This window comes from Streptomyces luteolifulvus (assembly GCF_008806595.1).
GTDB lineage: Bacteria > Actinomycetota > Actinomycetes > Streptomycetales > Streptomycetaceae > Streptomyces > Streptomyces luteolifulvus.
The window spans coordinates 15,896-38,845 of sequence record NZ_VZRB01000046.1 but is presented as its reverse complement, the minus strand read 5'-3'; the positions used below and the strand labels follow the sequence as shown (position 1 = coordinate 38,845).

The window sequence follows — 22,950 nt, the reverse complement described above, 5'->3', positions numbered from 1 at the left end:
TCGGCTTGCACGCCACTCTCACCGGCGATGACGACGGGGCCCTGCGCTACTTTGAGCAGGCACTCACCGTCTTCGAAGAAGAGCGCAATCAAGTCGGAATCGGACGCACCCACAGTGGCCTCGCATACCTCTTCACCAGACGAGAACAGCCCGAGCAGGCCGTCGAGCACGCCTTGATCAGCCTGCAGGTGTTTCTGGGGCTACAGGCGCCGTCAGAGATCCGTGAGGCGTTGAGGCTGCTGGAGCGCCAGCGCCGACATGTGGGCCATGACGCGTTCCACGAGCTGCTCAGCCTCCACCTCGACAGCACATCAGTCGCGAACGTCATGCAAGCACTCGGTCCAGGAGACACAGACGCGGAATCGAGCTGATGCCAACGGTTCAGCCCCCTGTTGGTGCAATCCCCACCGTGACCTGGTCGGGCTGCACCAGGCACGATGCGGGACTTGCGCCGGGACACTGCCGGACTGCCGGGGTCTGATCTACTCGCCGATCACGGCGATGCCGTGGTCCTGAGCCATCGCAGGATCCGAGGCCAAAGGTCTCCTGACCACGCGGTGGACCGGATCTCTCCGTCCCGGGTGATGGGTGCTGCTTCGGCGATTTTGTGGGACTCGACCATGTAAGCAGGGGGCGCCACGAGCCCTGGGCATCGAGCTCGGGGCGTCCGGCGGCCAGCAGCCGACGTCTGGTCAGGAAATGCGCCAGGCGAAGGCGTAGGGCTGCGGGAAGCGGGTGATGCGGTGGGCACGGACGATGACCTCGACGTCTCCGGCGGGGATGTCGTCCCACTGGACCTGTTCGACGTTGTTGGTGCGGTCGAACCCGGCGGAGGTGCCCATGTTTCCGTGGCGCTCTCGGCCGTCGGCGGTCCGGACGACGAGGTCGAGGTCGTTTTGCAGGGCCGCGCCGGGAGGGTCCGTCCACACCAGGGTGACCTTGAACGTCGGCTCTTCACCGCCGTCCTGCTCCGGGATCCGTATGCGGACAAGGTTCTGTTCGCCCTGGTCCAGCGGGCCGCCCTCGTGGAAGCCCGCACGCCCGTCGTCTCCAGGGAGGACCACCGAGCGGGTGAGGTCCACGCGGCCGAAGCCGGAATTGTTGTTGGGCGACGGGCCCGCCTCCGATGGGCTGTACTGGCCCGGAAGTTCGACCGCCCCGTTGATCAGCATGGCTTTGACGAGCGCCGCGCTCGGCTCGGGGGTGCCGTTCCTGATCAGGGTCTCGCGCAAAACCGCCACGCAACCGGCGACCAGGGGCGTGGCCATGCTGGTGCCGCTCAGGAAGAAGAACTTCGGGTCCGCGGAGGCACCGAAGGGGTCGCCGGGGATGCTTGCTGCGGCACGTGACAGCGCGGAGAGGATCGAGGTGCCCGGGCCGACAATGTCCGGCGCGATCCTGCCTTCCCGGGTGGGCCCGCGGCTGCTGAAGGCAGCCATTCCATCGGGGTTGTCCGCCTGCCGGTCGTCGCGGATCGGGTTGACGGGAAAGTCCCGGCCCCAGAGTTCGCCGTAGGTAGAGCGAACTTCCGGGCGGCTGCTCTCGCTGGCCCCGACGGTGATGCAGTTCTTGGCTGCTCCTTCCGATCCGACGTCTCCCAGATTGACGCGGCCGTCCCGGTCACGGTCATTGCCGTCGTTGCCCGCCGCGAAACAGATCACGAGGTCCTGGTTGTTCCAGACCATGTCGTCGATCTCGAATGCGCTCCGGTCGTACGACAGCCCCGGCACGGTCGAGCCCCAGGAGTTGGTGTGCACGCGCGCGCCGTCGTTGTCATACGGGGGTGTGAAAAGGTCGCGCAGGTCCGCAGGGATTCCGCCGAGCCCCCCGCGGCGGTCCAGGAGCGATTGCAGCACCAGGGTGGCGCGGGGCGCGGTGCCCTGGACGGCTCCGCCGATCGCGGCGGATGCGGCGTCGCCGAGCACGGAGCCCGCGACGTGCGTGCCGTGCCCGTCAGGGTCGTCTGCCCGGGTGGGCCGGCCGAGGGCGTACAGACGGGCGACCCGGCTGGTGAACGCGCTGTGCACATCCGTGGTGGAGCCCAGGTCGAGGCCGGTGTCGGCCACCGCCACGACCTGCCCCTCGCCTTGGTGCGGGGTGCCGTTCACGACCACGTCGGCGTGCAGGATCGGCCGGGCCTGGCTGTTGTACAGACTCCGCTCCGGGACCTCTTCGACCTGCCGCACTTCGTCCATGGCCGTGAGCGCGGCCAGGGACTCTTCCGGCACCTCCACACGCAGTTTGTCGCGGGCCGGATGCAGGTCGTCGGGGTTGAGCCGGGCCGCCGCTGCGATCCGCTGCCGCACCTCGTACGAGCCTGGGTCGACATCGTCGTGGAGGACGATGTCGACGGTGCGCGTCCCCGGGACCAGGGCGTCGGCGGGTGCGCGGAGGACCGAGATGTCCGGCCGCAGCCCTTCCCCGCGCAGCGAAGGAGCGATCTTGAAACCCTCGAGATACACATCCGCCCACGTCACGAAGGGCAGGTCGCGGACTGCGTCCAGGTCGGAAGGCTGGTAGCCGCAGAGATAGGTGTTCTCCGGCACGTATTCGTGAATCACCACGCCCACGTTGACCAGTTGTGCCTTCTCCTCGGCGGAGAGCACGTGGTCGGTCTGGACGAGCAGGTAGTTGGACTGGGAGGCGTCTTCGGCTATCAGGGATGCTTCGGCCAACTCGTCTCTTTGGGCCAGCGGGTCGACCGTCACTCCGTTGATGGTGATGCGAGCCATGATTGAGCTCCGTACTCCATAAAGCTCCGTCAATTGCGGAGTGGTCAGGCGATCGTGAGGTCCATGACCACGGGACAGTGGTCGGAGGCCTTGGGCTTGTCGTTGCCGACGCCCGGGAACCGCGGCCCGGTGTAGCGGGTCGCGCGCAGAGGCATGCCCATGCGGTGGATCTCGGGCTGTGACTGCGCGGACGCCTCGGCGAGGGACGCCGAGGGGAGCAGGTAGTCAAGTTGCCGGTACTCGTTGCCGCCCCGGAAGAAGTGGGTCCACTGGTCAGCCTCAGGCAGGCGTGTCACCACGTTGTCCACCTGGTCCCATTCGACGAGGCCGTCGATGCCGGAGGTTCCGTCCGGCCCGAGGTAGTCGTTGAGGTCACCCACGATGACGAACGGATGGTCTCCGGGAGAGGCGGATCCAAAACGCCCGGTGACGAGTTCCTTCACCTTCGCGGCCTGACGACGCCGCTTTCCCCGGGTTTCAGCACGCCCGCCCATCATGGACTTGAAGTGATTGACCAGGAGCGTCACGGTCGTGCTCTTCGATTCGCTCTCCCTGACCTCGACATCGACCTCAAGACAGTCCCGCGAGAACAGCGTCGCGGCCGGACTCTCGGAGTCCATCAGATGCTGGTGCGAGCGGATGCGGGTGATGGGCAGCTTCGACAGCACGGCGACGTCGATGAGGCGTGGATCGTTGCCGTCGACTCCCGCGACGTAGGGGTACTCGGCGCGCCCGCCGAGGGCCTGTGCCCGGAAGTGCTTCAAGGTGTCGACGTTCTCGACCTCCTGAAGAGCGAGCACATCCGCACGGACCTCACGCACGGCCGCTCCCGTGATGGCTTTGTCGTCGACGCCCAGCTCCTCGAACTGGGTCTGCTCGACGACCCAGCCCCGTGTGTTCGCGGTGGTGGGGTTGACACCGTCTCTGAACCGCCATCGGGCGAAGAGGTTTTCGACGTTGAAGGTCGCCAATCGCAATGTCGTGGACATGGGCCCTCCCGCAACCGGAACGCAGCCCCGGCACCGCCGGAACCAGTGATGGACGGGCGTACCCGGGTGGACGCCAGCGGCATTGCGTGGTGTGCCGCCCGCCGGCCCCGGTCCACGGGCAACCCCGCGGGTCATACGACCAGTGTCCGCCTGACCTGGGGTCACAGCAACGCGAGGAACCCCTCCACGCCCCGGGCACTTACCGTCACCCGCTCATGCGACGGGGACCTCCGGAAGTCACGCTGCGTAACTCGCCTTCGGTCTCGGCCTGGTATCCGTCCACCGCCTCGGCCGCGCTCAGCTTGCTGCGCGCCTTCCCCATTCGCCTGTACGGCAGAGTCAGCTCACTGTTGGATCGGCCTGCACGGCGCTGCGGGCCTGTTCAGTTGGGGCTGTCCTTGAGGCGCACAACAGCCGGCACGTCTGCTGCACATGTGGTTGGTTGATTGGTGGGTTGTGGGCGAGTACCGGGGTCTGCAGTGGTAACTCGCCCACCACTACGGGTTCATCTGCTGGAACGCTCGCGTCGGCCGTCCTGAGGTTCCCGCATTGTCTCTCTTGTCATTTGCGCCAGAAAAGGTGGTGCGTCACGCCGCTCGGGCTGGGCACGACCTCCATGTGGAACCGGTCCAGGAGCTGTTGGGGCGAGTCCCAGAGGCGTAGCCCGGAGCCGAGCTTCAGCGGTGAGACGGCCACATGCATGGTGTCGACGAGGTCGGCGTCGAGGAACTCCCGGATGGTGGTCACGCCGCCGCCGAGCCGGACGTCCTTGCCCTGCGCGGCCTCCCGCGCCTGCGCGAGAACCGTGGCGGGGTCGCCGTCCACGAAATGGAACGTGGTGTCGGAGAGCGTGAACGATGGACGCTTGTGGTGGGTCAGGACGAACACCGGCGTGTGGAAGGGCGGCTCGTCACCCCACCAGCCGCGCCACTCATGGTCGCGCCATGGGCCGCGCTGGGGTCCGAACTTGTTGCGGCCCATGATCTCGGCGCCGATGTTGTGGCTGAAGTCCCGGGTGAAGTAGTCGTCGAGGCCCCGGCTTCCCCCGGGCTCGGTGCGGTTGGGCCAGCTCGCCGTGGCGCCGGCCCAGGCGAAGAGCCTTCCCGGATCGATGTTGTGGCCGAAAGGCCGCTCCAGGCTCTGGTCCTCGCCGGTGGCGACGCCGTCGCTCGAGATGGTGAAGTTCTGTACTCGCAGCAGCTGATCCATGTGCTCCCTCATCAGGTCCTGTCGCCTCCTCGTATGGCGATGCGTCCTACATGAGGATGTCGAACGGGACGTGGCTGGATCGACAGCGCGCGCAAGCTCTTCCAAAGCGTTCCCCGCGCGACCGTTCACCTACGTCGTTCGGCGGCATCCCGGTGCCTTGCGTTGCGCGGCGAGTACGTCGGGGTGGCGGGCTTGGGCGTTGCGCCACCGCAGGTAGCGGTGCAGGGCCTGGGTCTGTGCCGGGTGGCTGCGGTGATGGGAGTTGGCCAGGGTGAAATGCCGCAGCAGGGCGAAGTCCTCGATCGGGTTAGCCCAAGAGGCGTAGGTCGGGGTGAAGCACAGTTGGACTTCAAATTGTTCTCTTCGAGTGTGTGGCGGACGTGTGGGCCGCCGAAGTAGCGGCGGACGATGTGCGGTTGGCGTTGACGTCGTTGGGAGACCGGGCGGGTTTCGGTGGCGGGTTGAGCCTGATCGAGGGCAGCTGTGCATCGGCAGGCTGTGCTTGAGATCGGCGTTGAGCAGCTCGTCGGGTTCAGTTCGGGCGCGTGGGGCGGCAGGGAGCGCAGCTCGATGTCGTCGGTGTGCCGGTTGAGCCAGTAGCGGACCGCGCGGGAGCCGTGGGCGGAGTGGCCGTCCACGGCCAGGTTGGGGCTATCCAGGACGACTCCCACGCAGTGATCACAGCCACACGGAGATCATCTCAGTTGCCGGTCCCGCCGCTTCTCGTCGATCCTGTGTGCTCAACACGCAGGGCAGGGAGGGTGCATGGGGCTGGTTCTTTTCCCGGGCGATGGAGACACCACCAGTCCTGATGCCTCCTGGTCCTGCAGCGGCTTTGCTGCCTTCCGGCGGCGCCTGGCCCAGGCCGAGGGGTTCACCCTCTCCGAGATGTGGGGCTTCGACGGCGAACGGCCGTGGAGCGACGTGTCCACCGTGCTGGAGCCACTCCTCGATCACCCGGACGTCGGCGGTGACGACCTCTCGCCCGCCGACTGCGCGGCAATCCTGCCCCGCCTGGAGACCATCACCGATCAGTGGGCACAGGATGGCGACGACACGCTCCATCACGAGCACATCGAGAAAGGCCGCCAGCTGGCCACCGTCCTGCGTCTCTGCATCGAGAAGAACGTACCGCTGTGCTTCCTCTGACCTCGCCGATCACTGAACCTCACTTACGGGACAGCCCTTCGGCGGCCTCCACGTCCGCTACACCCTCAACGAGAACCATTTGAGTTTCTGATCAATAGGGCCGGCGGACGAGCCGGTTAACGCACCACGCGGTAGCGGAGGTAGACGACTCTCGAGCTGAAGGTGCGGGTCTCGACGAGTTCGAGATCCACCCGGCGCTCATGTTGGGGAAAGAACGGAATGCCACCGCCAACCAGCACTGGGTGCACCATGGCCCGGTACTCGTCGATCAGACCCAACGCGGCTGCCTCGGCGGCAAGCGTCGCGCCCCCGATCGCGATGTCGCCCTCCCCCGGCTCGGCCCGCAACCGCTCGATCTCCTCCGCCAGGCCGCCGGAGGCCAGGCGGGCATTGCCCTGCACCGCCGACAGCGTGGTCGAGAACACCACCTTCGGGAGCGGATTCCAGAGCGCGGCCCACTCGAGCTCTGAGTCGTCGAGCGATGGATTCTGGTCAGCGGTCTCCCAGTACAGCATCGTCTCGTACAGGCGTCGTCCCAACAGGTGGACGCCGACCTCTCGAATCTCGTCGATCCAGAAGCGAAAGACCTCCTCGTCGGGCACCGTCCAGTCGAAGCCGCCGTCCGGCCCGACGATGTAGCCGTCAAGTGAGACGCCCATCGAATAGGTCACGCTGCGCATCAGAAGTCCTCCTCGGTAACGGGTTCGACAGTACGACCGCCGGACGCCGCAGGACCCATCGCGACTCGCGGGGTCCCCTGGGCCCGAGTCACCCCACGGGATCATTTCGTTGAGAAAACCTCAGTGGCACACACGCGGCGAACGCCTGGCCTCCTACGCGGAATTCCGCATGACCATTTCCACCATTCGGCTTCCGAATTGTGTCACATAGCGAATTCCCTGCAAGCCGGGATGCTTCGTTTCGCCTGTGCCGCTTGCCAGGAAACGCGGCAGCTGCTGGTGGTTGTGCCAAGCAGCGCCAGGGCCAGGGCCAGGTTTGAGCTTGGCCAGGGTGCCTCCGGAGAGGCGGTCGGTAGGGGTGGCCGCGGAGCTGGTGAAGCCGAGGCCTCGTAGAAGTTGCGGCGGGCGCGACGCCGGCCATGTACGGCGCCGGTAGCTCTTCTCGATGCCGGTGTCTCGAGCAGCATGTCGTGGCCGGTCATGGCGGGTTCACCTGCGCGCCGGGGCTTGGGGTGTGTGCCTACGCGGCCGCCACGCCTGCCGGACCTGCCGGGGCGGCGCGCCGTCCGCGCAGGCGGGCCCGGCGGCGGACGACAGGGCTCGTCGGGGGTGATCCGGCGGGCGGTGTCGTAGACAAGGCCCGCCAGAATCAGCACCCCGGCCGACGAGGCGATCACAGCCGAACATCATCAGCGGGCAGGCGGCGACGAAAGCAGCCAGACCAGGCTCTCCAGAGGTGCGCCCACCATCAGAGCGCCGACGACGATCGCGGCGGCCATCGCATACATGCCGTATTCCAGGGTTTGGTGACGGGAGCGGCGTGCAGCGTGCTCAGGCGGCGCCAGGTACGTCGTCCTCGTCGATCTCCCCGCGGGTCAGCCGCTCGCGAAGGATGTCCTCGGACGTGGGCGCGACGGGGGTGTGCGTGTGTTCATGCGACTCCAGTCGCACCATTACCCCCTGACGACTTCGATGCCGAGCTCCAACGGACTGCCGGTCCGCCTTTACGCGTAGACACCCGGCAGCCGGTGCCTCAGTCCCGCCAAGGCGCGGGACCTCACCAGGGCCCTTCCAGGGAAGCCGGGCCGGATGGCGCCCGAGATGGCCCCTTGGTCCTGTGGCCGCGGGATATGGCCGGGCGGAAGCTGGGAGTGGCAGCGGGGGTACGTTCTGGGCGTGGGAGGCATGGTGGCTGGTCTGGTCGTCGTAGGAGTGGATGGGTCGGCGTCGAGTCTTGCCGCGGTGGAGGCGGCGGCGCGGGAGGCCCGAGTGCGTGGGGCGGGGCTTCGCGTGGTGCATGCGTTCCTGTGGCCGGCGATGCATGTGCCGCTGGGTCCGTCGCCGCTGGGCCCGCCGGAGGGCGGGATGCGGAACATGGTGGAACGCCTGGTGGCCGAGGCCGTCGAGCGTGCGCGGGAGACGGCACCCGAAGTGGACGTCAGCCACGCCGTGGTCACCGGTGAGCCGCTGACGGTCCTGGAGGCGCAGTCGCGCGCGGCCGAGCTGGTCGTGGTCGGTTCCCGGGGCATGGGTGGGTTCGTGGGGCTCCTGGTCGGATCGACGGCGGTGCATCTGGCTGCGCACGGCCGGTGCCCGGTTCTGGTGGTGCGCGAGCAGACGACTGCGGACGGTCCGATCGTGTTGGGTGTGGACGGTTCGGACGTGGGCGAGCGGGCGGTGGAGTTCGCCTTCGCCGAGGCGGCGCTGCGCAAGGCGCCCCTGGTGGCGCTGCATACCTGGACCACGTGGAGCGCGACCATGCCGGCGCCGCAGGATGCGTCCGAGCCGTACATGAATCCGCCGGGTGCGCTGGCCGGGGAGGAGGAGCGCCTGCTGTCCGAGGCGCTGGCGGGCCACCGGGAGCGGTATCCGGACGTGGCGGTGGAGCACCAGGTGGTGCACGGCCGGACGCGGGAGGCGCTGATCGAGGCGAGCCGCTCCGCGCAGCTGGTGGTGGTGGGTGCGCGGGGGCGTGGCGGGTTCGCGGGGCTGCTGCTGGGATCGGTCAGTCAGGCCCTGCTGCATCACGCGCACTGCCCGGTCGCTGTCGTACGGGGAGCGCACGCGAGCCACTGATGGCCGCGGGGCGCCGAGCGGCGCGGGGCGGGTGGGAGTGAAGCGGGTCACGGCGGGGCACGCCCACGGCGAGGAGCAGCACGTAGGTGGTGACCAGGGCCCTGATCCGCTGGTCTGCGATACCTGCGACGCCCACGATGACGACGATGACGACGGAGGACTCGCCTCGGGCGATCAGAGCGGGCCACCCCGGCCGCAACCGGCCGGGGTGGCCCGCTCCGTCGCGGTCGGCCGTGTGCCGGCCGGACGCCGGCTTCGTGGACGCAGTGACACGACCAGTGCTGTTCGGCAGGTGCCGACGGGTACTCGAGCACCGGGCACCGGGCCTGACCCACGGATTGATGCCGGCGTCCTGACCGCTAGGGCGCATGGGCAGGGCCGAGTGGCCTCTCAGGCGACCTGATGGCCCCTGGCCCCGAGGGGCGCGCGAGCCGAGGCTGGGAACCGCAGCGGCAGTTCGCCGATGGCGTTTTGGAATGGGAGTGCGCAATGAGTGATCCGGTGATCGTCGGGGTGGACGGTTCCGCCTCCAGCCTCGATGCGGTCGACGTCGCGGCCCGTGAGGCGCACCTGCGCGGGGTGCCGCTGCGGATCGTGCACGCCTTCGGCCATGCGCCCGGACGGCTGCCGGTCGGGGCGGCCCCGTGGAACCCGGCCGACCACGGTCTGGAGCCGATGGTGCATGGGGTACTGGCGCGCGCCGAGGAACGGGCGCACGGGGTGGTGCCGGACGTCGAGATCACCCGGTCGGTGGTGGCTGGTGAGCCGCTGGAGGTGCTGGAGATCGAGTCGCGGTCGGCGGCGCTGGCGGTGGTCGGCGGCCGGGGCCATTCCGGCTTCGCCGGGCTGCTGCTGGGCTCGACAGCGGTGCATCTGGCAGCGCATGGACACTGCCCGCTGATGGTGGTGCGCGGCCGCCCCGATCCGGCCGGGGCGGTGGTGCTGGCCGTGGACGGCTCCGCGGCCGGGGAGGCGGCGGTGGAGTTCGCGTTCGCCGAGGCCGCACTGCGCAAGGCGCCACTGGTGGCGCTGCATGTGTGGAACACCTGGAGCGAACACGCCTACGAAGGCCCGGGCGACCCCCTGACCGCTGTGGTCGCCGATGTCGACCATCTCCGCGCGGCTGAGCAGCGCCTGCTGGACGAGACGGTGGCCTCCCTGCAGGAGGTCTTTCCCGAGGTCGCGGTGGAGCGGCGCCTGGTGCGTTCCCGGATCCGCCCCGCCCTCATCGACGCGAGCAGGTCCGCGCAGCTGCTGGTGACCGGGGCGAGGGGCCGTGGTGGCTTCGCCGGTCTGCTGCTCGGCTCGGTCAGCCAGGCCCTGCTGCACCATGCCCACTGCCCCGTCACCGTGGTCCGCGGCAAGGAGTGACCGTGTCCCAGCAGCCCTCCACCACCGCCGGGGCCGAGGCGCCACCCGGCGGGACGGAGCCGGTGACGGATGCCTACCAGCGGGAGGCCGCCGAGGTGGCGGATCTGCTCGCCGTCGATCCGGCCACCGGCCTGACCACGACGGACGCCGAGCGGCGGGCCAGTTCCTGGGGGGCCAACGAACTGGCCGAACCCGCCCGCCGGCCGCAGTGGCTGCGTCTGCTGGACCAGTTCCGCAGCTGGCTGATCGGCATCCTGCTCGCTGCCGCCGTCGTCGCCGGAATCATCGGCAACATCAAGGACGCCATCGTCATCACTCTCGTGCTCTTCATCAACGCCACCATCGGCTACCTGCAAGAACGCCGTGCCGAGCGCAGCCTGGAAGCGCTGCGTCAGATGCTGGTGCCCACCGCCCGGGTACGCCGCGACGGCCAGGTCCAAGTGGTGCCGGCCCGCACTCTGGTGCCCGGCGATGTGGTCCTGCTGGAGGCCGGTGACCGTATCCCGGCCGACGGGCGTCTGGTGGTCGCCGAGTCGGTCGAGGCCGCCGAGGCCGCGCTGACCGGTGAGTCCCAGCCCGTGGCCAAGACGATCGAGCCCACCGCGGCCGAGGGCGACGAGCCCGTGCCCGTCGCCGAGCGCACCGGCATGCTGTTCATGAACACCGCGCTCACCCGGGGCCGCGCCGAAATGATCGTCACGGCCACCGGGATGCGCACCGAGGTCGGCGCCATCGCCGAGGCGCTGCGCACCGGCCAGGAGCCGCCCAGCCCGCTGCAGGTCCAGATGGACAGTCTGGGCCGGCGTCTGGCGCTGGTCAGCGGCATCGCCGTCGCCGCCTACGCACTCGTCGCCCTCCTCCACGGCGAGGACCTGGCCGACCTGGCGCTGCGCGCGGTGGCCCTGGCCGTCGCGGCGATCCCCGAGGGACTGCCCGCCGTCCTCGCCCTCACTCTGGCCCTGGGCGTCCACCGGATGGCCCGCCGCGGCGCCATCATCAAACGCCTGGCCTCCGTCGAGTCCCTCGGCTCCGCGACCGTGGTGTGCAGCGACAAGACCGGCACTCTGACGCTGAACGAGATGACCACGCGTGCGTTGTGGGCCGCAGGACGCGGGTACGAGGTGACCGGTGAGGGGTACGACACCGTCGGCACCGTGCGCCCCGTCGGCGAGGGGGCTCCGTCCCCCCGCCTGCGCGAGGCGGTGCTGCCGTTCGCTCTGTGCAACGACGCCCGCCTCATCCCCGACGGCCAGGGGACCATCGGCGACCCCACCGAAGCCGCCCTCCTCGTGCTCGCCGCCAAGACCGGCCTGGACACCGACAGCCTCCGCACGCGCACACCGCGCATCGGCGAGGTCCCTTTCGACCCGGCCGCCAAGTTCATGGCCACCTTCCACAGCGCCGACGACGACGGCGTCCGCGTCCACGTCAAGGGAGCCGTCGACGTTCTGCTGGGCCGCTGCACCCACATCCTGACCGAAGGCGGCCCCGCCCCCCTCGACGCCGGACACCGCCAGGCGGTCAACGACGCCGTCCGGCGCATGGGCGGTCAGGGCCTGCGTGTCCTCGGCGCCGCCACCGCCGTCACGGACCGGCCCCACCCGGACGAGGTGAGGGGGCTGACCCTGACGGGGGTCGCCGGGATCGCCGACCCGCCCCGTCCCCAGGCCCGCGACGCGGTCGCTCTGGCCCAGGACGCCGGTGTCACCGTCAAGATGATCACCGGTGATCATGCCGACACCGCCGCGGCCATCGCCCGCGAACTCGGCATCACCGGCGACGTCCTCACCGGCACCGAACTGGCCCGGATGAGCGAGCGCGACCTCGCCGACCGCATCGAGGACATCGGCGTCTTCGCCCGGGTCGCCCCCGAGCACAAGGTGACCATCGTCCGCGCCCTGTCCGAGCGCGGCCACATCGTGGCCATGACCGGAGACGGCGTCAACGACGCCGCCGCCCTGCGCGCCGCCCACATCGGCGTCGCCATGGGCATCACCGGCACCGACGTCGCCAAGGAAGCCGCCGACATGGTGCTGACCGACGACGACTTCTCCACCATCGTGCGCGCGGTCCGCGAGGGACGCTCCATCTACGACAACATCGTCACCTTCGTCCGCTTCCAGCTGTCGACCAACATCGGCGCCATCCTCACCCTGCTCGCCACCGTCGTGGCCGGACTGCCCGCGCCCATGTCCGCGATCCAGCTGCTGTGGGTCAACATCATCATGGACGGGCCGCCCGCCATGGCCCTGGGCATCGACCCGCCCCGCGAGAACGTGATGCACCGCCCGCCCCGCCGACCCGACGAACGCATCCTGGGCGCCCGCCGCCTGACCGCCATCACCCGCGCCGGCGCGGTCATGGCCACCGGCACCGTGGCCGTCTTCGCCACCGCCCGGCACCTCACCGACACCACCACCGCAGCCACCATGGCCTTCACCACCTTCGTCCTCTTCCAGCTGTGCAACGCCCTGGCCGCACGCAGCGAGGACGAACCCGTCCTCGGCCGCCACCAGTTGCACAACCGCACCCTGTGGATCTGCCTTGCCGCGGTGCTCGTCCTGCAGGTCATCGCCGTACAAGTGCCCATGGCGCAGGGAGTCTTCGACACCGTCTCCCTCAGCCCGGCCCAGTGGGCGATCTGCCTCGCCACCTCCTCCACCGTGATCCTGACCGAACACGCCTGGCGTGCCGGGCGGGCACGGCTGGGCCGCGCGGCCCTTGGGTGAGCCGTGGCGCTGTGCCCTGCGACCTGAACAGCTCGCATGTCTCAGACGCGGAACGTCAGGGCGAGGGTGCCGAGTCGGTGATGGTCAGGGCGTGGGTGCCGAGTCGGTGACGGTCAGGGGGATGCGCCAGCGCAGGCGGGTGCCGCCTGCCGGGAGGCCGGCGATGTCGAAGGTGCCGCCGAGTTTCTCGGCGCGGCGGCGCAGGTTGGTCAGGCCACTGCGGCGGGTGACGGCCGGGTCGAGACCGCGGCCGTCGTCGGTGACCTCCAGCAGCAGGTCACTGCCGGCCTGGACGTGGACGGTGACGGCGGAGGCGTGGGCGTGGCGAACGGCGTTGGACAGGGCCTCGCGCAGTACGGCGAGCAGGTGGGCGGCCGTCGCGTCGGGGATGGCCGCGTCGACGGGGCCGGTGAACTCGACCGCGGGAGCGAAGCCGAGGCGGTCGTGGGCGGCGGAGGTCTCCTCGAGAACCTGGGCGCGGAGGCTGGCCGCCTTCTGGGTGGGCTGGTGGAGGTCGAAAATGGTGGTGCGCAACTCCCGGATGGTGGCGTCGAGTTCACCGATGACGCCGTGGATGCGGTCGGCGCCGGGGCCGGGCAGCCGGGCGGCGGTGCTCTGCAGGGCGAGTCCGGCGCCGAAGACCCGCTGGATGACCATGTCATGCAGGTCGCGGGCGATGCGGTCGCGTTCGGCCATCACCTCGCGGTCGGCGCGGGCGGCCGCCAATTCGGCCTGGGCGACGAGCCGGTGGGTGATGTCCCGGGCCGTGGCACAGTAGCCGATCAGGGTTCCGGAGGCGTCGCGCATCGCCGAAACGGTGACGGCCACATCGACTTCGGTGCCGTCCGCGCGGCGCCAGCGGCACTCGTACGACTCGGCGCGCCGGTCGGCGCGTATCTGTTCCACCGCCGTGCGGAACGCCGCGCGTGCCGCGTCGGGCATGAGGGTGTCGACCGGTTGTCCGGCAATGTGCTGTTCGGTGTGGCCGAACAGGCGCTCGGCGCCCGGATTCCAGGTCTGGACGCGGCCGTCGGCGTCCAGGGAGAGCATGGCGTCGTCGTTCGAGGCGACGATGGCCGCGAGGCGGGCCTCGGCCAGCCGGGCGTTCTCCAGCTCCGTGTGCAGGGCGATGAGGCCCCGGTTGGTGTCCTCCAGCTCCTGGCGCAGCTCGTTGATCAGCCGACCGCGCTGCTCCAGGTCGGCCTGCTGCTGTGCCGTGTCCTGGGCGTGAGCGGAGTGTGCGTCGTCGAGGGGCCGGACGCCGCCCGGGTTCCCCATATCTGACCGCCCTTCGTCCGAGGTGCCGGAAGCCTGCTTCATGATGCCGCCTCCGGGGTGCCGCGGACCACGAGCACCGTGGCATCGTCGGTGGACCGTCCGTGGTCACGGTGGAGGACGGCTGCGACGACGGACGGGTGGTGCTCCAAAAGGCGCGGGTGCTCCTCGAGCTCCCAGCCGGAGCGGATCCCGTCGGAGGCCAGGATCAGGGTGGTGCCGGGCTCCCACGGGCAGTGCTGGGGGCGGGTGGTGGGCAGGCGAAGGTGGGTGCCGAGGGTGCCGGGGCGGTCCAGCAGGTGGACGGTGCGGCCACCGGTCAGGACGCGTCCGGTGATGTTGCCGACCGCCGCGTAGGAGAGTTCGCCGCGCCCGGGATCGATCAGGCAGGCGCCCAGCACGCCGCCCCGGGTGGACCGCATCGCCTCGTGGGCGCGCTTGACCAAGGTGTCGAGGTCGGTGACCGGGCCGTGTCCGAACGCGGTGACCGCGGCGCGGGCCGCGACGGCGGCGGCCGGACCGTGCCCGAGTCCGTCGACGACCACGGCGGCCAGCCGGCCGTCCGGCGCGACGGCCCAGGCGTCCCCGGACTCGCCGTCGCCGCCGCAGGGGACGTTGACAGCGCCGTACCGCCATCGGCCGGCCACGCGCGGGTCCGCGGTGCCGAGCCGGGCGTAGACGACCGTGCCCCGCCGCGTCGAGTAGGAGTCGAACTCCGCTGCGTGCCGGCGTACGACGTTCAGGCCCGCGCTCAGCCCGCCCCCGCGCGCCGGAGGAGTGGCCGTGTCGACGTCGCGAGCGAGCGCTCCGGCGGGCATCCCCGGCCCGCGGTCGACGGAGATCAGCTCGATCCCGTCCCCGGCCCTGCGGGCCAGCACATAACCTCCCTTGTCGGCGTGCCGGACGAGGTTGGTGCCCAGTTCGGTGGCCACCAGTTCGGCCACGCCGGGCCGCAGCCCGGGCTGCCCGGCCGCCATCCGGGCCACCATGCGGCGCAGCGCGCCCACGTCCTCCTCGGCCCCGACCGCGCAGAGACGGTGTTCGGCCTCGCTCACCGCTGCCACTTCACGATCACCACGGTCGTGCCCCTTCCGGCGGCGGAGGTCAGGGTCATGTCGTCCACCAGGCGCCGCGCGCCCGGCAGACCCAGACCCATGCTGCCGCGGGTGCTGAAGCCGTCGGTCATCGCCAGATCGACGTCGTCGATCCCCGGCCCGTCGTCGCAGAAGGTGGCCTGCACCCCGCGTCTGCCCTGGCGGGACACCTGCTCGATGCTGACCCGGCCTCGGCGGCCGGTGGCGTAGTTGAGGATGTTGCGGGCCAGTTCACTGCCCGCCGTGATCAGCTTCGTCGTGTCGACGAGGTTGAGTCCGGTCGCCTCGGCCTCGGTGCGCAGCACCTTGCGGACACGGATCAGGTCGGACTCGTCGACGATGTCGAAGACCGCGGGCTCCCGGCCCGTCACAGCTTCCACCGTCATGGTCGGCCCGTACCGGTGTCGCCGCGGCGCAGCCGCTCCAGCAGCGCCAGACCCTGCTCGGCGTTGAGCGCGGTGTCCAAATGTCCCATGGGCACGCCGAGTTCCACCAGGGTGATGGCCACCGCAGGCTGGATGCCGACCACGGCCGCCTGCGCCCCCAGCAGCCTCACCATCGCCACGATCCGGGCCAGGACACGGGCGATGAAGGAGTCGACCACGCTCAGCCGGCTGACGTCGATCAGCATGCCGGTCGCGGCACTTCGGGCGATCTCCCGGGTCAGCTGGTCCTCGATCCGTATCACCGTGGTGTCGTCCAGGTCGCCCTGCAGCGCCACCAGCAGCGTGTCACCGATCCGCATGACCGGTACGACGTCCTCGGTCACCGTCCCTCCCCGGCGGACAGCGCACGCGTGGCCGCGGCGGCGGTGCCGGCCCGCTCGGCCAGCACCGCCAGGGCCAGCTGGAGCGCGTCCTGAAGGGTGTTGCGGGAGCGCAGCCGGCCCATGTCGATGCCCAGATGCACCATCGACTGGGCGGTCTCCGGCCGCACCCCGCTCATGATGCTCACCGTGCCCATCAGCGCGGCCGCCTGCACCGTCTTCAGCAGGTGCTGGGCCACCTGGGTGTCGATGGTGGGCACCCCGCTGATGTCCAGGATGGCCACCTCGGCCTGGGACTGGGCGATCTTCTCCAGCAGGCCCTCGGTCAGCCGGGTGGCCCGCAGGGTATCCAGGGTGCCGATGATCGGCAGCACCAGGATCTTGTCCCACACCTGGATCACCGGCGTGGACAGCTCCAGGATCTCATCGCGCTGGCGTTGCAGCCGCTGCTCGGTCTCCCGGCGTTCGGTGACGTCCCGGATCGCGGCGGCGACCAGTCGTCCCTCGGCGGTCTCCAGCGGGCTGAGGCTGATCTCGACGGGGAACTCGGTGCCGTCGCGGCGCAGCCCCCACAGCTCCAGCCCGGCTCCCATCGGCCGCACCTGAGGGTCGGCGAGGAAACCATTGCGGTGGCCCACGTGGCGGTCGCGGAAGCGCCCCGGCACGAGTACCTCGATCTCCCGGCCGACCAACTCGTCGCGCCCGAAGCCGAACAGCGCCTCTGCCTGCCGGTTGACCAGGACGATCCGCGCGTCCGAGCCCACGATCACCATGGCGTCCGGTGCCGACTCCAGCAGGCCGTGGAACAGCGACTCGGCCCGCGCGGACTCGGTGGCGTCCCGCAGGACCTCGACGAAGCCGGTGACGGTGCCGTCCTCGCCGGTGACCGGGGTCAGGCTGATGTGGGACAGGAACCGCTCCCCGGTCTTGCGCACCCGCCAGCCCTGGAACTCCCGCCGACCGTCCTGCCGCACCGCATCCAGTTCCCGCTCCAGCAACCCGGCCTCGCGGTCCTCCTCGGTACGCAGCAGCGACAACGGCCGCCCCACGACCTCGGCTTCGGCATAGCCGGTCATCGCCTGGGCGGTGCGGCTCCAGCGGACCACCTTGCCGTCCGGGCCGAGCTTGATGACGGCATGGTCGCCGAGCGCGTCCAGCATCGCCTCCAGGTCGCGCACCCTTGCCTGCGGATCTTGTCCGTCCACCAGTGGCGCCATGGCCCCCCGCCCTTCGCGTTTTGCAACCCCACCGCGGGCGCGCTGATCGCCGACGCCCACCTGATCTGCCGGCGCCCGATGTTACCTGGCCCTGAAACCCAGCGATCAGCCCTGTTCGTTCGCCACGGACCGGAGAGCAGGAACAGACGCAGGGCGACTGGACGAGGAGCCGCTTCGAAGACAGGACCGGCAGCGCCCCGCCGAGGGCATGGCCCGCAACGGCGGGCCGGCCCCGGCATGGGACGTTCGGCCCCTGTCGGGTCGGGCCCGGCCCGACCATCCTGAGGGCATGAGGACGCACGCGCGGACGGTCGTCATCGGCGTCGGGAACGAGTTCCGGCGTGACGACGGCGTGGGCTGGGCGGTGATCTCGCAGCTGCGGATGCGGGCCGCGGACCGGTCACTTCCGCCCGGCACCGTGCTCGCCACCTGTGACGGCGAACCGGCGCGGCTGATCGCCCTGTGGGAGGACTCCGCCGTCGCCGTGGTCGTGGACGCGGCCCACAGTCATCCCGGGACCCCCGGCCGGATCCACCGCCTGGAGCTCGACGCCGGGAGCGTGACGCAGCCTGCTACGACCAGCTCGCACGGACTGGGTCTCGGCGAGGCCGTCGAACTCGCGCGAGCCCTCGGCCGTCTGCCGGCACGTCTCGTGGTCTATGCCGTGGAGGGCGCCGACAGTTCGCTGGGCACCGGCCTGTCCCCCGCCGTCGCGGCCGTGGTCGAACCGCTCGCCGTCCGTGTCGAGGACGAGCTCCGACGCCGCCGCGGGACGACGGCAGGGGAACTCCCATGACCGTACGGCGCTTCCAGGTGCACGGGGTCGTCCAGGGTGTCGGTTTCCGCCCCTTCGTGTACCGCACTGCGTGCGCGCTGGGCCTGGACGGCTGGGTGGCCAACGTCAACGGGCATGTGGAGGGCGAGGTCTGCGGATCGCCGACGGCCATCGAGGAGTTCGCCGCACGCCTGCGCACCGACGCCCCGGTCCTGGCCGACGTACGGCAGGTCCGGCTCACTCCCGGCAGGCGCCGACCGGCCCACCGCGGCGGCTTCCGCGTCCGGCCCAGCGCGCCCGCCCACGCGGACCGGGCGGCGCGGGAACTCCCGCCCGACGCCGCGATCTGCGCCGCCTGCCTGGCGGAGCTGTACGACCCGAAGGACCGGCGCCACCGCTACCCGTTCATCAACTGCACCGACTGCGGGCCCCGCGCCACGATCATCGAGGACCTGCCGTACGACCGGATCCGCACCACCATGCGCCGCTTCCCGCTGTGCGCGGACTGCGCGGCCGAGTACGGCGATCCCGGTGACCGCCGCTTCCACGCCGAGCCCGTCGCCTGCCCTGCCTGCGGGCCGCGGCTGGCCTGGGAGGAGAGGCGCGGCGAGAACGCCCTGCGGGCGGCGGTCAAGACGGTCGAGGCGGGCGGGATCGTCGCACTGAAGGGACTCGGCGGCTATCAACTGGTGTGCGACGCGGGCGATTCCGTCGCTGTGGCGGAGCTGCGCCGCCGCAAGCGCCGCCCGAAAAAACCCTTCGCGGTGATGGTGCGCGACGTGGAAACCGCGGCTCAGCTGGCCCGGATCAGCGGCACGGAACACGCCACGCTGATCTCCCCTGCGCGTCCCGTGGTGCTGCTCACCGGCCGCCGCAGGCATGGCGCGCCGTTGCTCGCGCCCGAGGTGCACCCCGGTCTCGCACGCGTCGGCCTGTTCCTGCCCACCACGGGCCTGCACCATCTCCTCCTCGACCAACTGGCGCGCCCGCTCGTGGTGACCAGCGGCAACCTGAGCGCGGAGCCCATCGCCGTCGACGACGCCGAGGCCCGCCGCACCCTGGCCGGCGTCGCCGACGGCTTCCTCACCCACGACCGGCCGATCCGAGCCCGCTACGACGACTCCGTGGTGCAGCTCACCGGCCGGACCACCATCACCGTCCGCCGGGCGCGCGGGCTGGCCCCTGCCCCGCTGCCGATCGAGGGTCGCGAGCCGGTCGCCGGGGCCGGAGCCCAGCTGAAGCACACCTTCACGCTCGCCGCCGACGGCCGGGCCCACCTCGGGCCGCACACCGGCGACCTGGCGGACGTGGCGACGTACGAGGCGTTCCGGACGTCGTACGAGGACCTCAAGCGGCTCACCGGCGTCGAACCGGTGGCGATCGCGCACGACCTGCACCCCGGCTATCTCTCCACCGAGTGGGCCAAGGCGCAGTCGCCACGCCGGATCCCCGTACAGCACCACCACGCGCATGTGGCCGCCTGCGCCGCCGAGCACGGCGTGCGAGGGCCGTTCCTCGGGATCGCCTACGACGGCCTGGGCCTCGGAGACGACGGCACGTTGTGGGGCGGCGAGATCCTCGTCGCCGATCTGAGCGGCTACCGCCGCGTGGGCAGGTTCGCCACCGCGCCCCTGCCCGGCGGCGACGCGGCGGTACGCCATCCCTCCCGCACCGCCCTCGGTCACCTGCTCGGCGCCGAAGCGCTGGGCACCCCGCGCCCGTTCCCGTGGCTGACGAGCCCCTTCACCGACCGGCTGGATCCCGGCGAGGTCGCCGCGGTGCGCGCCATGGTGGCGCGCGATGTGCGCTGCCCGCGGGCGTCCAGCGCCGGACGGCTCTTCGACGCGGTCGCCTCCCTGCTCGGTCTCGCCGACGAGGTGAGCTACGAGGGTGAGGCCGCCGTGCTGCTGGAGGCGGCTGCGGGAGGCGAGCACGCCGTGCCGCTGGCCCATCGCGTGGTCCGCGCCCAGGGGATGTGGGTGTACGACTCCACGGCCACCCTGGCCGACCTGCTCCGGCGACGGCTGGACGGGGAGCCCGTGTCCCAGCTGGCGGCGGCCTTCCACCAGACTCTCGCGACCGTCACCGCCGACCTCGTCGCACGCGCCGTCGCGGACGGCGCACCGCGCACGGTGTGCCTGGGCGGCGGCTGCTTCGTCAACCAGCGGCTGTTGACCGAGGTGCGGCGCCGGCTGCGGGCCCTGGGGCTCAGGGTGCTGGCCGGCGGTCAGGTGCCGGTGGGCGACGGCGGGATCAGTTACGGCCAGGCGGCGATCGCGGCCGCACGGCTGGCCGGGGAGAGGTGAGCGCGCATGTGCCTGGGCATTCCCGGCCGCATCCTGGAGATCCACGACGACGCCGGGCTGAGCATGGCCACCGTCGACTTCGGCGGCGTACGGCGCGAGGTCTGTCTCAGCTGCACGCCCGACGCGCAGGTGGGCACCTATGTCATCGTGCACGTCGGCTTCGCGATCACGGAGGTCGACGAGGCGGAGGCGCAGCGCACGCTCGACGTCCTCAGGGCGATGGCGGACGCGGTCGAAACCGAGCTGGGCGAACCTCTGCCGTGAGCGGCGCGGCATCGCCCGACGGGCCGTTCGGCCCCGGGTGACCCGGCCGGCCCCGCAGGAAGGGCCGGACAGCCCCTGTCGCGGGGACCGCCCGGAGCCGGAACCTGGCCGTGGAGGAAGTGCAGTCACCCCCGCGAGGAGGACCGCAATGACCGCCACCGTGGGCCCGGCCGTACTCGACCGGGACGGTCTGGACGCTCTGGTCTCGGCGCTCGCGTCGCAGGGGCGGACGGTCGTCGGACCGACCGTGCGCGACGGCGCGATCGTGCTGGCCGAACTGACCACGGCGGCCCAGCTGCCGTACGGCTGGGGCGTCGAACTGGCCGCAGGCCGCTACCGCCTCGTCCCCCGCGAGGACGGCGCCGCCTTCGCCCACAGTGCGGGTCCGCAGTCCTGGAAGTCCTTCCTGCACCCGGCGCGGGAGCAGCTGTGGAGCGCCGACCGGACACCGGAGGGCGGGCTGTCCTTCACGCCGCAGGAGCCCGAGGCGCCGTCGTACGCCTTCCTCGGGGTCCGGCCCTGTGACCTGCGGGCCATCGCGATCCAGGACCGTGTGCTGACCGGCGGACGGTATGAGGACACCGGCTACGGCATGCGCAGGCGGCGCGCCCTGCTGATCGCGGCGGAGTGCACCGAGCCCGGCGAGACCTGCTTCTGTGTGTCCACGGGCGGAGGGCCGGCCGCCGACGCCGGGTACGACCTGGCGCTGACCGAGGTGGTCGACGAGGACGGGCACCGGTTCCTCGTACGCGTCGGCAGCGAGGAGGGCGCCCGGCTGCTGGACCTCGTGCCGCACCGCGCGGCCGACCCCGCCACGCAGTCCACGGCACGCGGCGCCGTGGACGCCGCCCGCGACCGCATGGGCCGGGAGCTGCCCGCCGTCGACCTGCGTGCCCTGCTGGGTGGGAGCCTGGACGCGGAGCGCTGGGACGACGTCGCCGCCCGCTGTCTGACCTGCGGAAACTGCACGATGGTGTGCCCGACCTGCTTCTGCGTCACCACCGAGGAGGTCACGGACCTCACCGGTGACCACACCGAACGGTGGCAGCGCTGGGACTCCTGCTTCGATCTGGACTTCTCCCATCTGCACGAGGGCCCGGTCCGCAACTCGGGGCGCTCCCGCTACCGGCAGTGGCTCACCCACAAGCTCGCCACCTGGCACGACCAGTTCGGCAGCTCCGGATGCGTCGGCTGTGGGCGGTGCATCGCCTGGTGCCCGGCCGGCATCGACATCACCGAGGAAGTCGCCGCGCTGCGCGCCGAAGCGGGGACGGAGGCGGAGCGATGACACCCTCGATCGCCCTGCGCCTGGGCCACGCGATGCCGCCCGAGCACCGTGACCTGCTTCTGCACTACGACTTCGACGCCGTCACCGTACGCCGGATGCGCGACGAGGACCCGGCGTTCGGGCGGGCCGTCGGCCGCTCGGTCGGACAGGTGCTGTCCCATCGGCTGAACGCGGCTCGCGCCCGGCCGGCCGACCTGTACCCCTCCCCTGGAGGCGGTGTGTGATGACCGCCCTGCCTGTTCCCTACCGTGTGGCCGGCCGCCGGCGCGAGACCGCGCAGACGGTCACGCTGCGGCTCGAACCGGTCGGTGAGGCGCTGGCCGACTTCGCACCGGGGCAGTTCGCGATGGTGCACTGCTTCGGCCGCGGGGAGATCCCCCTGTCGGTGAGTTCCGTCCAGAGCACCGGCGGCCTCGCCCACACGATCCGCGGCGTGGGCGCGGTCTCCGACGGGCTGTGCGCGGCCCGGACCGGTGACGTCCTCGGCCTGCGCGGTCCGTACGGCACGAGCTGGGAGCTCGGCCGGGCGCGCGGGCGGGACGTGCTCGTGGTCGCCGGCGGCATCGGGCTGGCCCCGCTCAGGCCGCTGATCCTGAGCGCGCTGGCCGAGCCGGAGGCGTACGGCAGGGTCAGCGTACTCGTCGGGGCGCGCACCCCCGGCGACCTGATCGCCCGCGAGGAGATGAACCGGTGGCGGACGGCCTGCACCGGGATGGTGGTCGACCGGCCCGACGCCTCCTGGCGCGGCGATGTCGGCATGGTCACCCAGCTCCTCGGCCGGGCGCCCTTCGACCCGGGCGGCACCTGGGCGTTCGTCTGCGGACCCGAGCCGATGATCCGCGCCACCGCCCGCGAACTCGCCCACCGCGGCGTGCCCAAGGAACGGATCCGGGTGTCGCTGGAGCGGAGCATGCGCTGCGCGACGGGCACCTGCGGGCACTGCCAGCTCGGCCCGCTGCTGGTCTGCCGCGACGGGCCGGTCCTGGGCTGGGACCGGGCCGAACGCCTGCTGTCCGTGAGGGAGTTGTGA

At 71.1% G+C, this 22,950-nt stretch carries 22 protein-coding genes; 11 read left to right on the top strand and 11 right to left on the bottom strand.

Annotation, left to right across the window (positions count from 1 at the left end):
* Window positions 1–5 precede the first annotated feature (5 nt).
* Window positions 6–371 (top strand): hypothetical protein, encoded by a 366-nt coding sequence (locus F7R91_RS37400; RefSeq protein ID WP_150957677.1) that lies wholly within the window; start codon window positions 6–8, stop codon window positions 369–371.
* 321 nt (window positions 372–692) lie between these two features.
* Here the strand turns inward: F7R91_RS37400 and F7R91_RS37395 are convergent, their stop codons facing one another.
* From F7R91_RS37395 to F7R91_RS44545, 4 genes are all read right to left on the bottom strand, one after another.
* Window positions 693–2,732, bottom strand: a complete 2,040-nt coding sequence (locus tag F7R91_RS37395) for a S8 family serine peptidase (protein ID WP_150957675.1) — start codon at window positions 2,730–2,732, stop codon at window positions 693–695.
* A gap of 44 nt (window positions 2,733–2,776) precedes the next feature.
* Complete coding sequence (locus F7R91_RS37390) at window positions 2,777–3,721, bottom strand: endonuclease/exonuclease/phosphatase family protein (RefSeq protein WP_150957674.1); 945 nt, start codon at window positions 3,719–3,721, stop codon at window positions 2,777–2,779.
* A gap of 561 nt (window positions 3,722–4,282) precedes the next feature.
* Window positions 4,283–4,930, bottom strand: coding sequence for a dihydrofolate reductase family protein (locus F7R91_RS37385; protein ID WP_150957700.1), 648 nt, complete (start codon window positions 4,928–4,930; stop codon window positions 4,283–4,285).
* 125 nt (window positions 4,931–5,055) lie between these two features.
* Window positions 5,056–5,568, bottom strand: coding sequence for a transposase (locus F7R91_RS44545; RefSeq protein ID WP_456243076.1), 513 nt, complete (start codon window positions 5,566–5,568; stop codon window positions 5,056–5,058).
* A 127-nt stretch (window positions 5,569–5,695) separates the two neighbouring features.
* On the opposite strand from F7R91_RS44545, the gene F7R91_RS37370 reads away from it, so the two are divergent.
* On the top strand, window positions 5,696–6,079 hold the full coding sequence (locus tag F7R91_RS37370; protein WP_191971810.1) for a hypothetical protein: 384 nt from the start codon (window positions 5,696–5,698) through the stop codon (window positions 6,077–6,079).
* 116 nt (window positions 6,080–6,195) lie between these two features.
* Here the strand turns inward: F7R91_RS37370 and F7R91_RS37365 are convergent, their stop codons facing one another.
* On the bottom strand, window positions 6,196–6,759 hold the full coding sequence (locus F7R91_RS37365) for a dihydrofolate reductase family protein (RefSeq protein WP_150957672.1): 564 nt from the start codon (window positions 6,757–6,759) through the stop codon (window positions 6,196–6,198).
* A gap of 831 nt (window positions 6,760–7,590) precedes the next feature.
* Complete coding sequence (locus F7R91_RS43940) at window positions 7,591–7,713, bottom strand: SHOCT domain-containing protein (protein ID WP_269144811.1); 123 nt, start codon at window positions 7,711–7,713, stop codon at window positions 7,591–7,593.
* A 231-nt stretch (window positions 7,714–7,944) separates the two neighbouring features.
* Between F7R91_RS43940 and F7R91_RS37360 the strand changes: the two genes are divergently transcribed.
* The 3 genes from F7R91_RS37360 (at window position 7,945) to F7R91_RS37350 (ending at window position 12,935) form a co-directional block, all read left to right on the top strand.
* Complete coding sequence (locus F7R91_RS37360; RefSeq protein ID WP_225321013.1) at window positions 7,945–8,835, top strand: universal stress protein; 891 nt, start codon at window positions 7,945–7,947, stop codon at window positions 8,833–8,835.
* A gap of 489 nt (window positions 8,836–9,324) precedes the next feature.
* On the top strand, window positions 9,325–10,206 hold the full coding sequence (locus tag F7R91_RS37355; RefSeq protein WP_191971809.1) for a universal stress protein: 882 nt from the start codon (window positions 9,325–9,327) through the stop codon (window positions 10,204–10,206).
* Between the two features lie 2 nt (window positions 10,207–10,208).
* Window positions 10,209–12,935, top strand: coding sequence for a cation-translocating P-type ATPase (locus F7R91_RS37350; RefSeq protein ID WP_225321012.1), 2,727 nt, complete (start codon window positions 10,209–10,211; stop codon window positions 12,933–12,935).
* An 84-nt stretch (window positions 12,936–13,019) separates the two neighbouring features.
* Here the strand turns inward: F7R91_RS37350 and F7R91_RS37345 are convergent, their stop codons facing one another.
* Genes F7R91_RS37345 through F7R91_RS37325 form a run of 5 tightly spaced genes read right to left on the bottom strand, consistent with a single transcriptional unit; the run spans window position 13,020 to window position 17,287 of the window.
* Window positions 13,020–14,255, bottom strand: a complete 1,236-nt coding sequence (locus F7R91_RS37345) for a PAS domain-containing sensor histidine kinase (protein ID WP_225321011.1) — start codon at window positions 14,253–14,255, stop codon at window positions 13,020–13,022.
* The gene (locus tag F7R91_RS37340; protein WP_225321010.1) at window positions 14,252–15,265 is read right to left on the bottom strand and encodes a SpoIIE family protein phosphatase; all 1,014 of its coding nucleotides are present in this window, start codon (window positions 15,263–15,265) and stop codon (window positions 14,252–14,254) included. Before F7R91_RS37340 ends, F7R91_RS37345 begins: the two co-directional genes overlap by 4 nt.
* On the bottom strand, window positions 15,262–15,690 hold the full coding sequence (locus F7R91_RS37335) for an ATP-binding protein (protein ID WP_150957669.1): 429 nt from the start codon (window positions 15,688–15,690) through the stop codon (window positions 15,262–15,264). The genes F7R91_RS37340 and F7R91_RS37335 overlap by 4 nt, the downstream gene beginning before the upstream one ends.
* A complete protein-coding gene (locus tag F7R91_RS37330; protein ID WP_150957667.1) occupies window positions 15,687–16,073 on the bottom strand; it encodes an STAS domain-containing protein in 387 nt (128 codons plus the stop codon). Before F7R91_RS37330 ends, F7R91_RS37335 begins: the two co-directional genes overlap by 4 nt.
* Window positions 16,070–17,287, bottom strand: a complete 1,218-nt coding sequence (locus F7R91_RS37325) for a PAS domain S-box protein (protein WP_150957665.1) — start codon at window positions 17,285–17,287, stop codon at window positions 16,070–16,072. Before F7R91_RS37325 ends, F7R91_RS37330 begins: the two co-directional genes overlap by 4 nt.
* Before the next feature lie 289 nt (window positions 17,288–17,576).
* On the opposite strand from F7R91_RS37325, the gene F7R91_RS37320 reads away from it, so the two are divergent.
* From F7R91_RS37320 to F7R91_RS37295, 6 genes are all read left to right on the top strand, one after another.
* Window positions 17,577–18,083 carry a hydrogenase maturation protease gene (locus F7R91_RS37320; protein ID WP_150957663.1) on the top strand — a complete coding sequence of 169 codons (507 nt, stop codon included), beginning with the start codon at window positions 17,577–17,579 and terminating at the stop codon, window positions 18,081–18,083.
* On the top strand, window positions 18,080–20,368 hold the full coding sequence (hypF, locus tag F7R91_RS37315) for a carbamoyltransferase HypF (RefSeq protein WP_150957661.1): 2,289 nt from the start codon (window positions 18,080–18,082) through the stop codon (window positions 20,366–20,368). Before F7R91_RS37320 ends, hypF begins: the two co-directional genes overlap by 4 nt.
* A 6-nt stretch (window positions 20,369–20,374) precedes the next feature.
* Window positions 20,375–20,632: a HypC/HybG/HupF family hydrogenase formation chaperone gene (locus F7R91_RS37310; protein ID WP_150957659.1), complete on the top strand. Its 258-nt coding sequence runs from the start codon at window positions 20,375–20,377 to the stop codon at window positions 20,630–20,632.
* A gap of 148 nt (window positions 20,633–20,780) precedes the next feature.
* The gene (locus F7R91_RS37305) at window positions 20,781–21,920 is read left to right on the top strand and encodes a 4Fe-4S dicluster domain-containing protein (protein WP_150957657.1); all 1,140 of its coding nucleotides are present in this window, start codon (window positions 20,781–20,783) and stop codon (window positions 21,918–21,920) included.
* A complete protein-coding gene (locus F7R91_RS37300; RefSeq protein ID WP_150957655.1) occupies window positions 21,917–22,144 on the top strand; it encodes a hypothetical protein in 228 nt (75 codons plus the stop codon). Before F7R91_RS37305 ends, F7R91_RS37300 begins: the two co-directional genes overlap by 4 nt.
* Window positions 22,144–22,950 (top strand): FAD/NAD(P)-binding protein, encoded by an 807-nt coding sequence (locus tag F7R91_RS37295; RefSeq protein ID WP_150957653.1) that lies wholly within the window; start codon window positions 22,144–22,146, stop codon window positions 22,948–22,950. Before F7R91_RS37300 ends, F7R91_RS37295 begins: the two co-directional genes overlap by 1 nt.

Coding starts and splice junctions, on each gene's coding strand:
- F7R91_RS37355 (WP_191971809.1), top strand. CDS start 9,325: ATGAGTGATCCGGTGATCGTCGGGGTGGACGGTTCCGCCTCCAGCCTC.
- F7R91_RS37345 (WP_225321011.1), bottom strand. CDS start 14,255: ATGAAGCAGGCTTCCGGCACCTCGGACGAAGGGCGGTCAGATATGGGG.
- F7R91_RS37365 (WP_150957672.1), bottom strand. CDS start 6,759: ATGCGCAGCGTGACCTATTCGATGGGCGTCTCACTTGACGGCTACATC.
- F7R91_RS37295 (WP_150957653.1), top strand. CDS start 22,144: ATGACCGCCCTGCCTGTTCCCTACCGTGTGGCCGGCCGCCGGCGCGAG.
- F7R91_RS37305 (WP_150957657.1), top strand. CDS start 20,781: ATGACCGCCACCGTGGGCCCGGCCGTACTCGACCGGGACGGTCTGGAC.
- hypF (WP_150957661.1), top strand. CDS start 18,080: ATGACCGTACGGCGCTTCCAGGTGCACGGGGTCGTCCAGGGTGTCGGT.
- F7R91_RS37395 (WP_150957675.1), bottom strand. CDS start 2,732: ATGGCTCGCATCACCATCAACGGAGTGACGGTCGACCCGCTGGCCCAA.
- F7R91_RS37310 (WP_150957659.1), top strand. CDS start 20,375: ATGTGCCTGGGCATTCCCGGCCGCATCCTGGAGATCCACGACGACGCC.
- F7R91_RS37385 (WP_150957700.1), bottom strand. CDS start 4,930: ATGGATCAGCTGCTGCGAGTACAGAACTTCACCATCTCGAGCGACGGC.
- F7R91_RS37300 (WP_150957655.1), top strand. CDS start 21,917: ATGACACCCTCGATCGCCCTGCGCCTGGGCCACGCGATGCCGCCCGAG.
- F7R91_RS37360 (WP_225321013.1), top strand. CDS start 7,945: ATGGTGGCTGGTCTGGTCGTCGTAGGAGTGGATGGGTCGGCGTCGAGT.
- F7R91_RS37320 (WP_150957663.1), top strand. CDS start 17,577: ATGAGGACGCACGCGCGGACGGTCGTCATCGGCGTCGGGAACGAGTTC.
- F7R91_RS37325 (WP_150957665.1), bottom strand. CDS start 17,287: ATGGCGCCACTGGTGGACGGACAAGATCCGCAGGCAAGGGTGCGCGAC.
- F7R91_RS37335 (WP_150957669.1), bottom strand. CDS start 15,690: ATGACGGTGGAAGCTGTGACGGGCCGGGAGCCCGCGGTCTTCGACATC.
- F7R91_RS37370 (WP_191971810.1), top strand. CDS start 5,696: ATGGGGCTGGTTCTTTTCCCGGGCGATGGAGACACCACCAGTCCTGAT.
- F7R91_RS43940 (WP_269144811.1), bottom strand. CDS start 7,713: ATGGTGCGACTGGAGTCGCATGAACACACGCACACCCCCGTCGCGCCC.
- F7R91_RS37390 (WP_150957674.1), bottom strand. CDS start 3,721: ATGTCCACGACATTGCGATTGGCGACCTTCAACGTCGAAAACCTCTTC.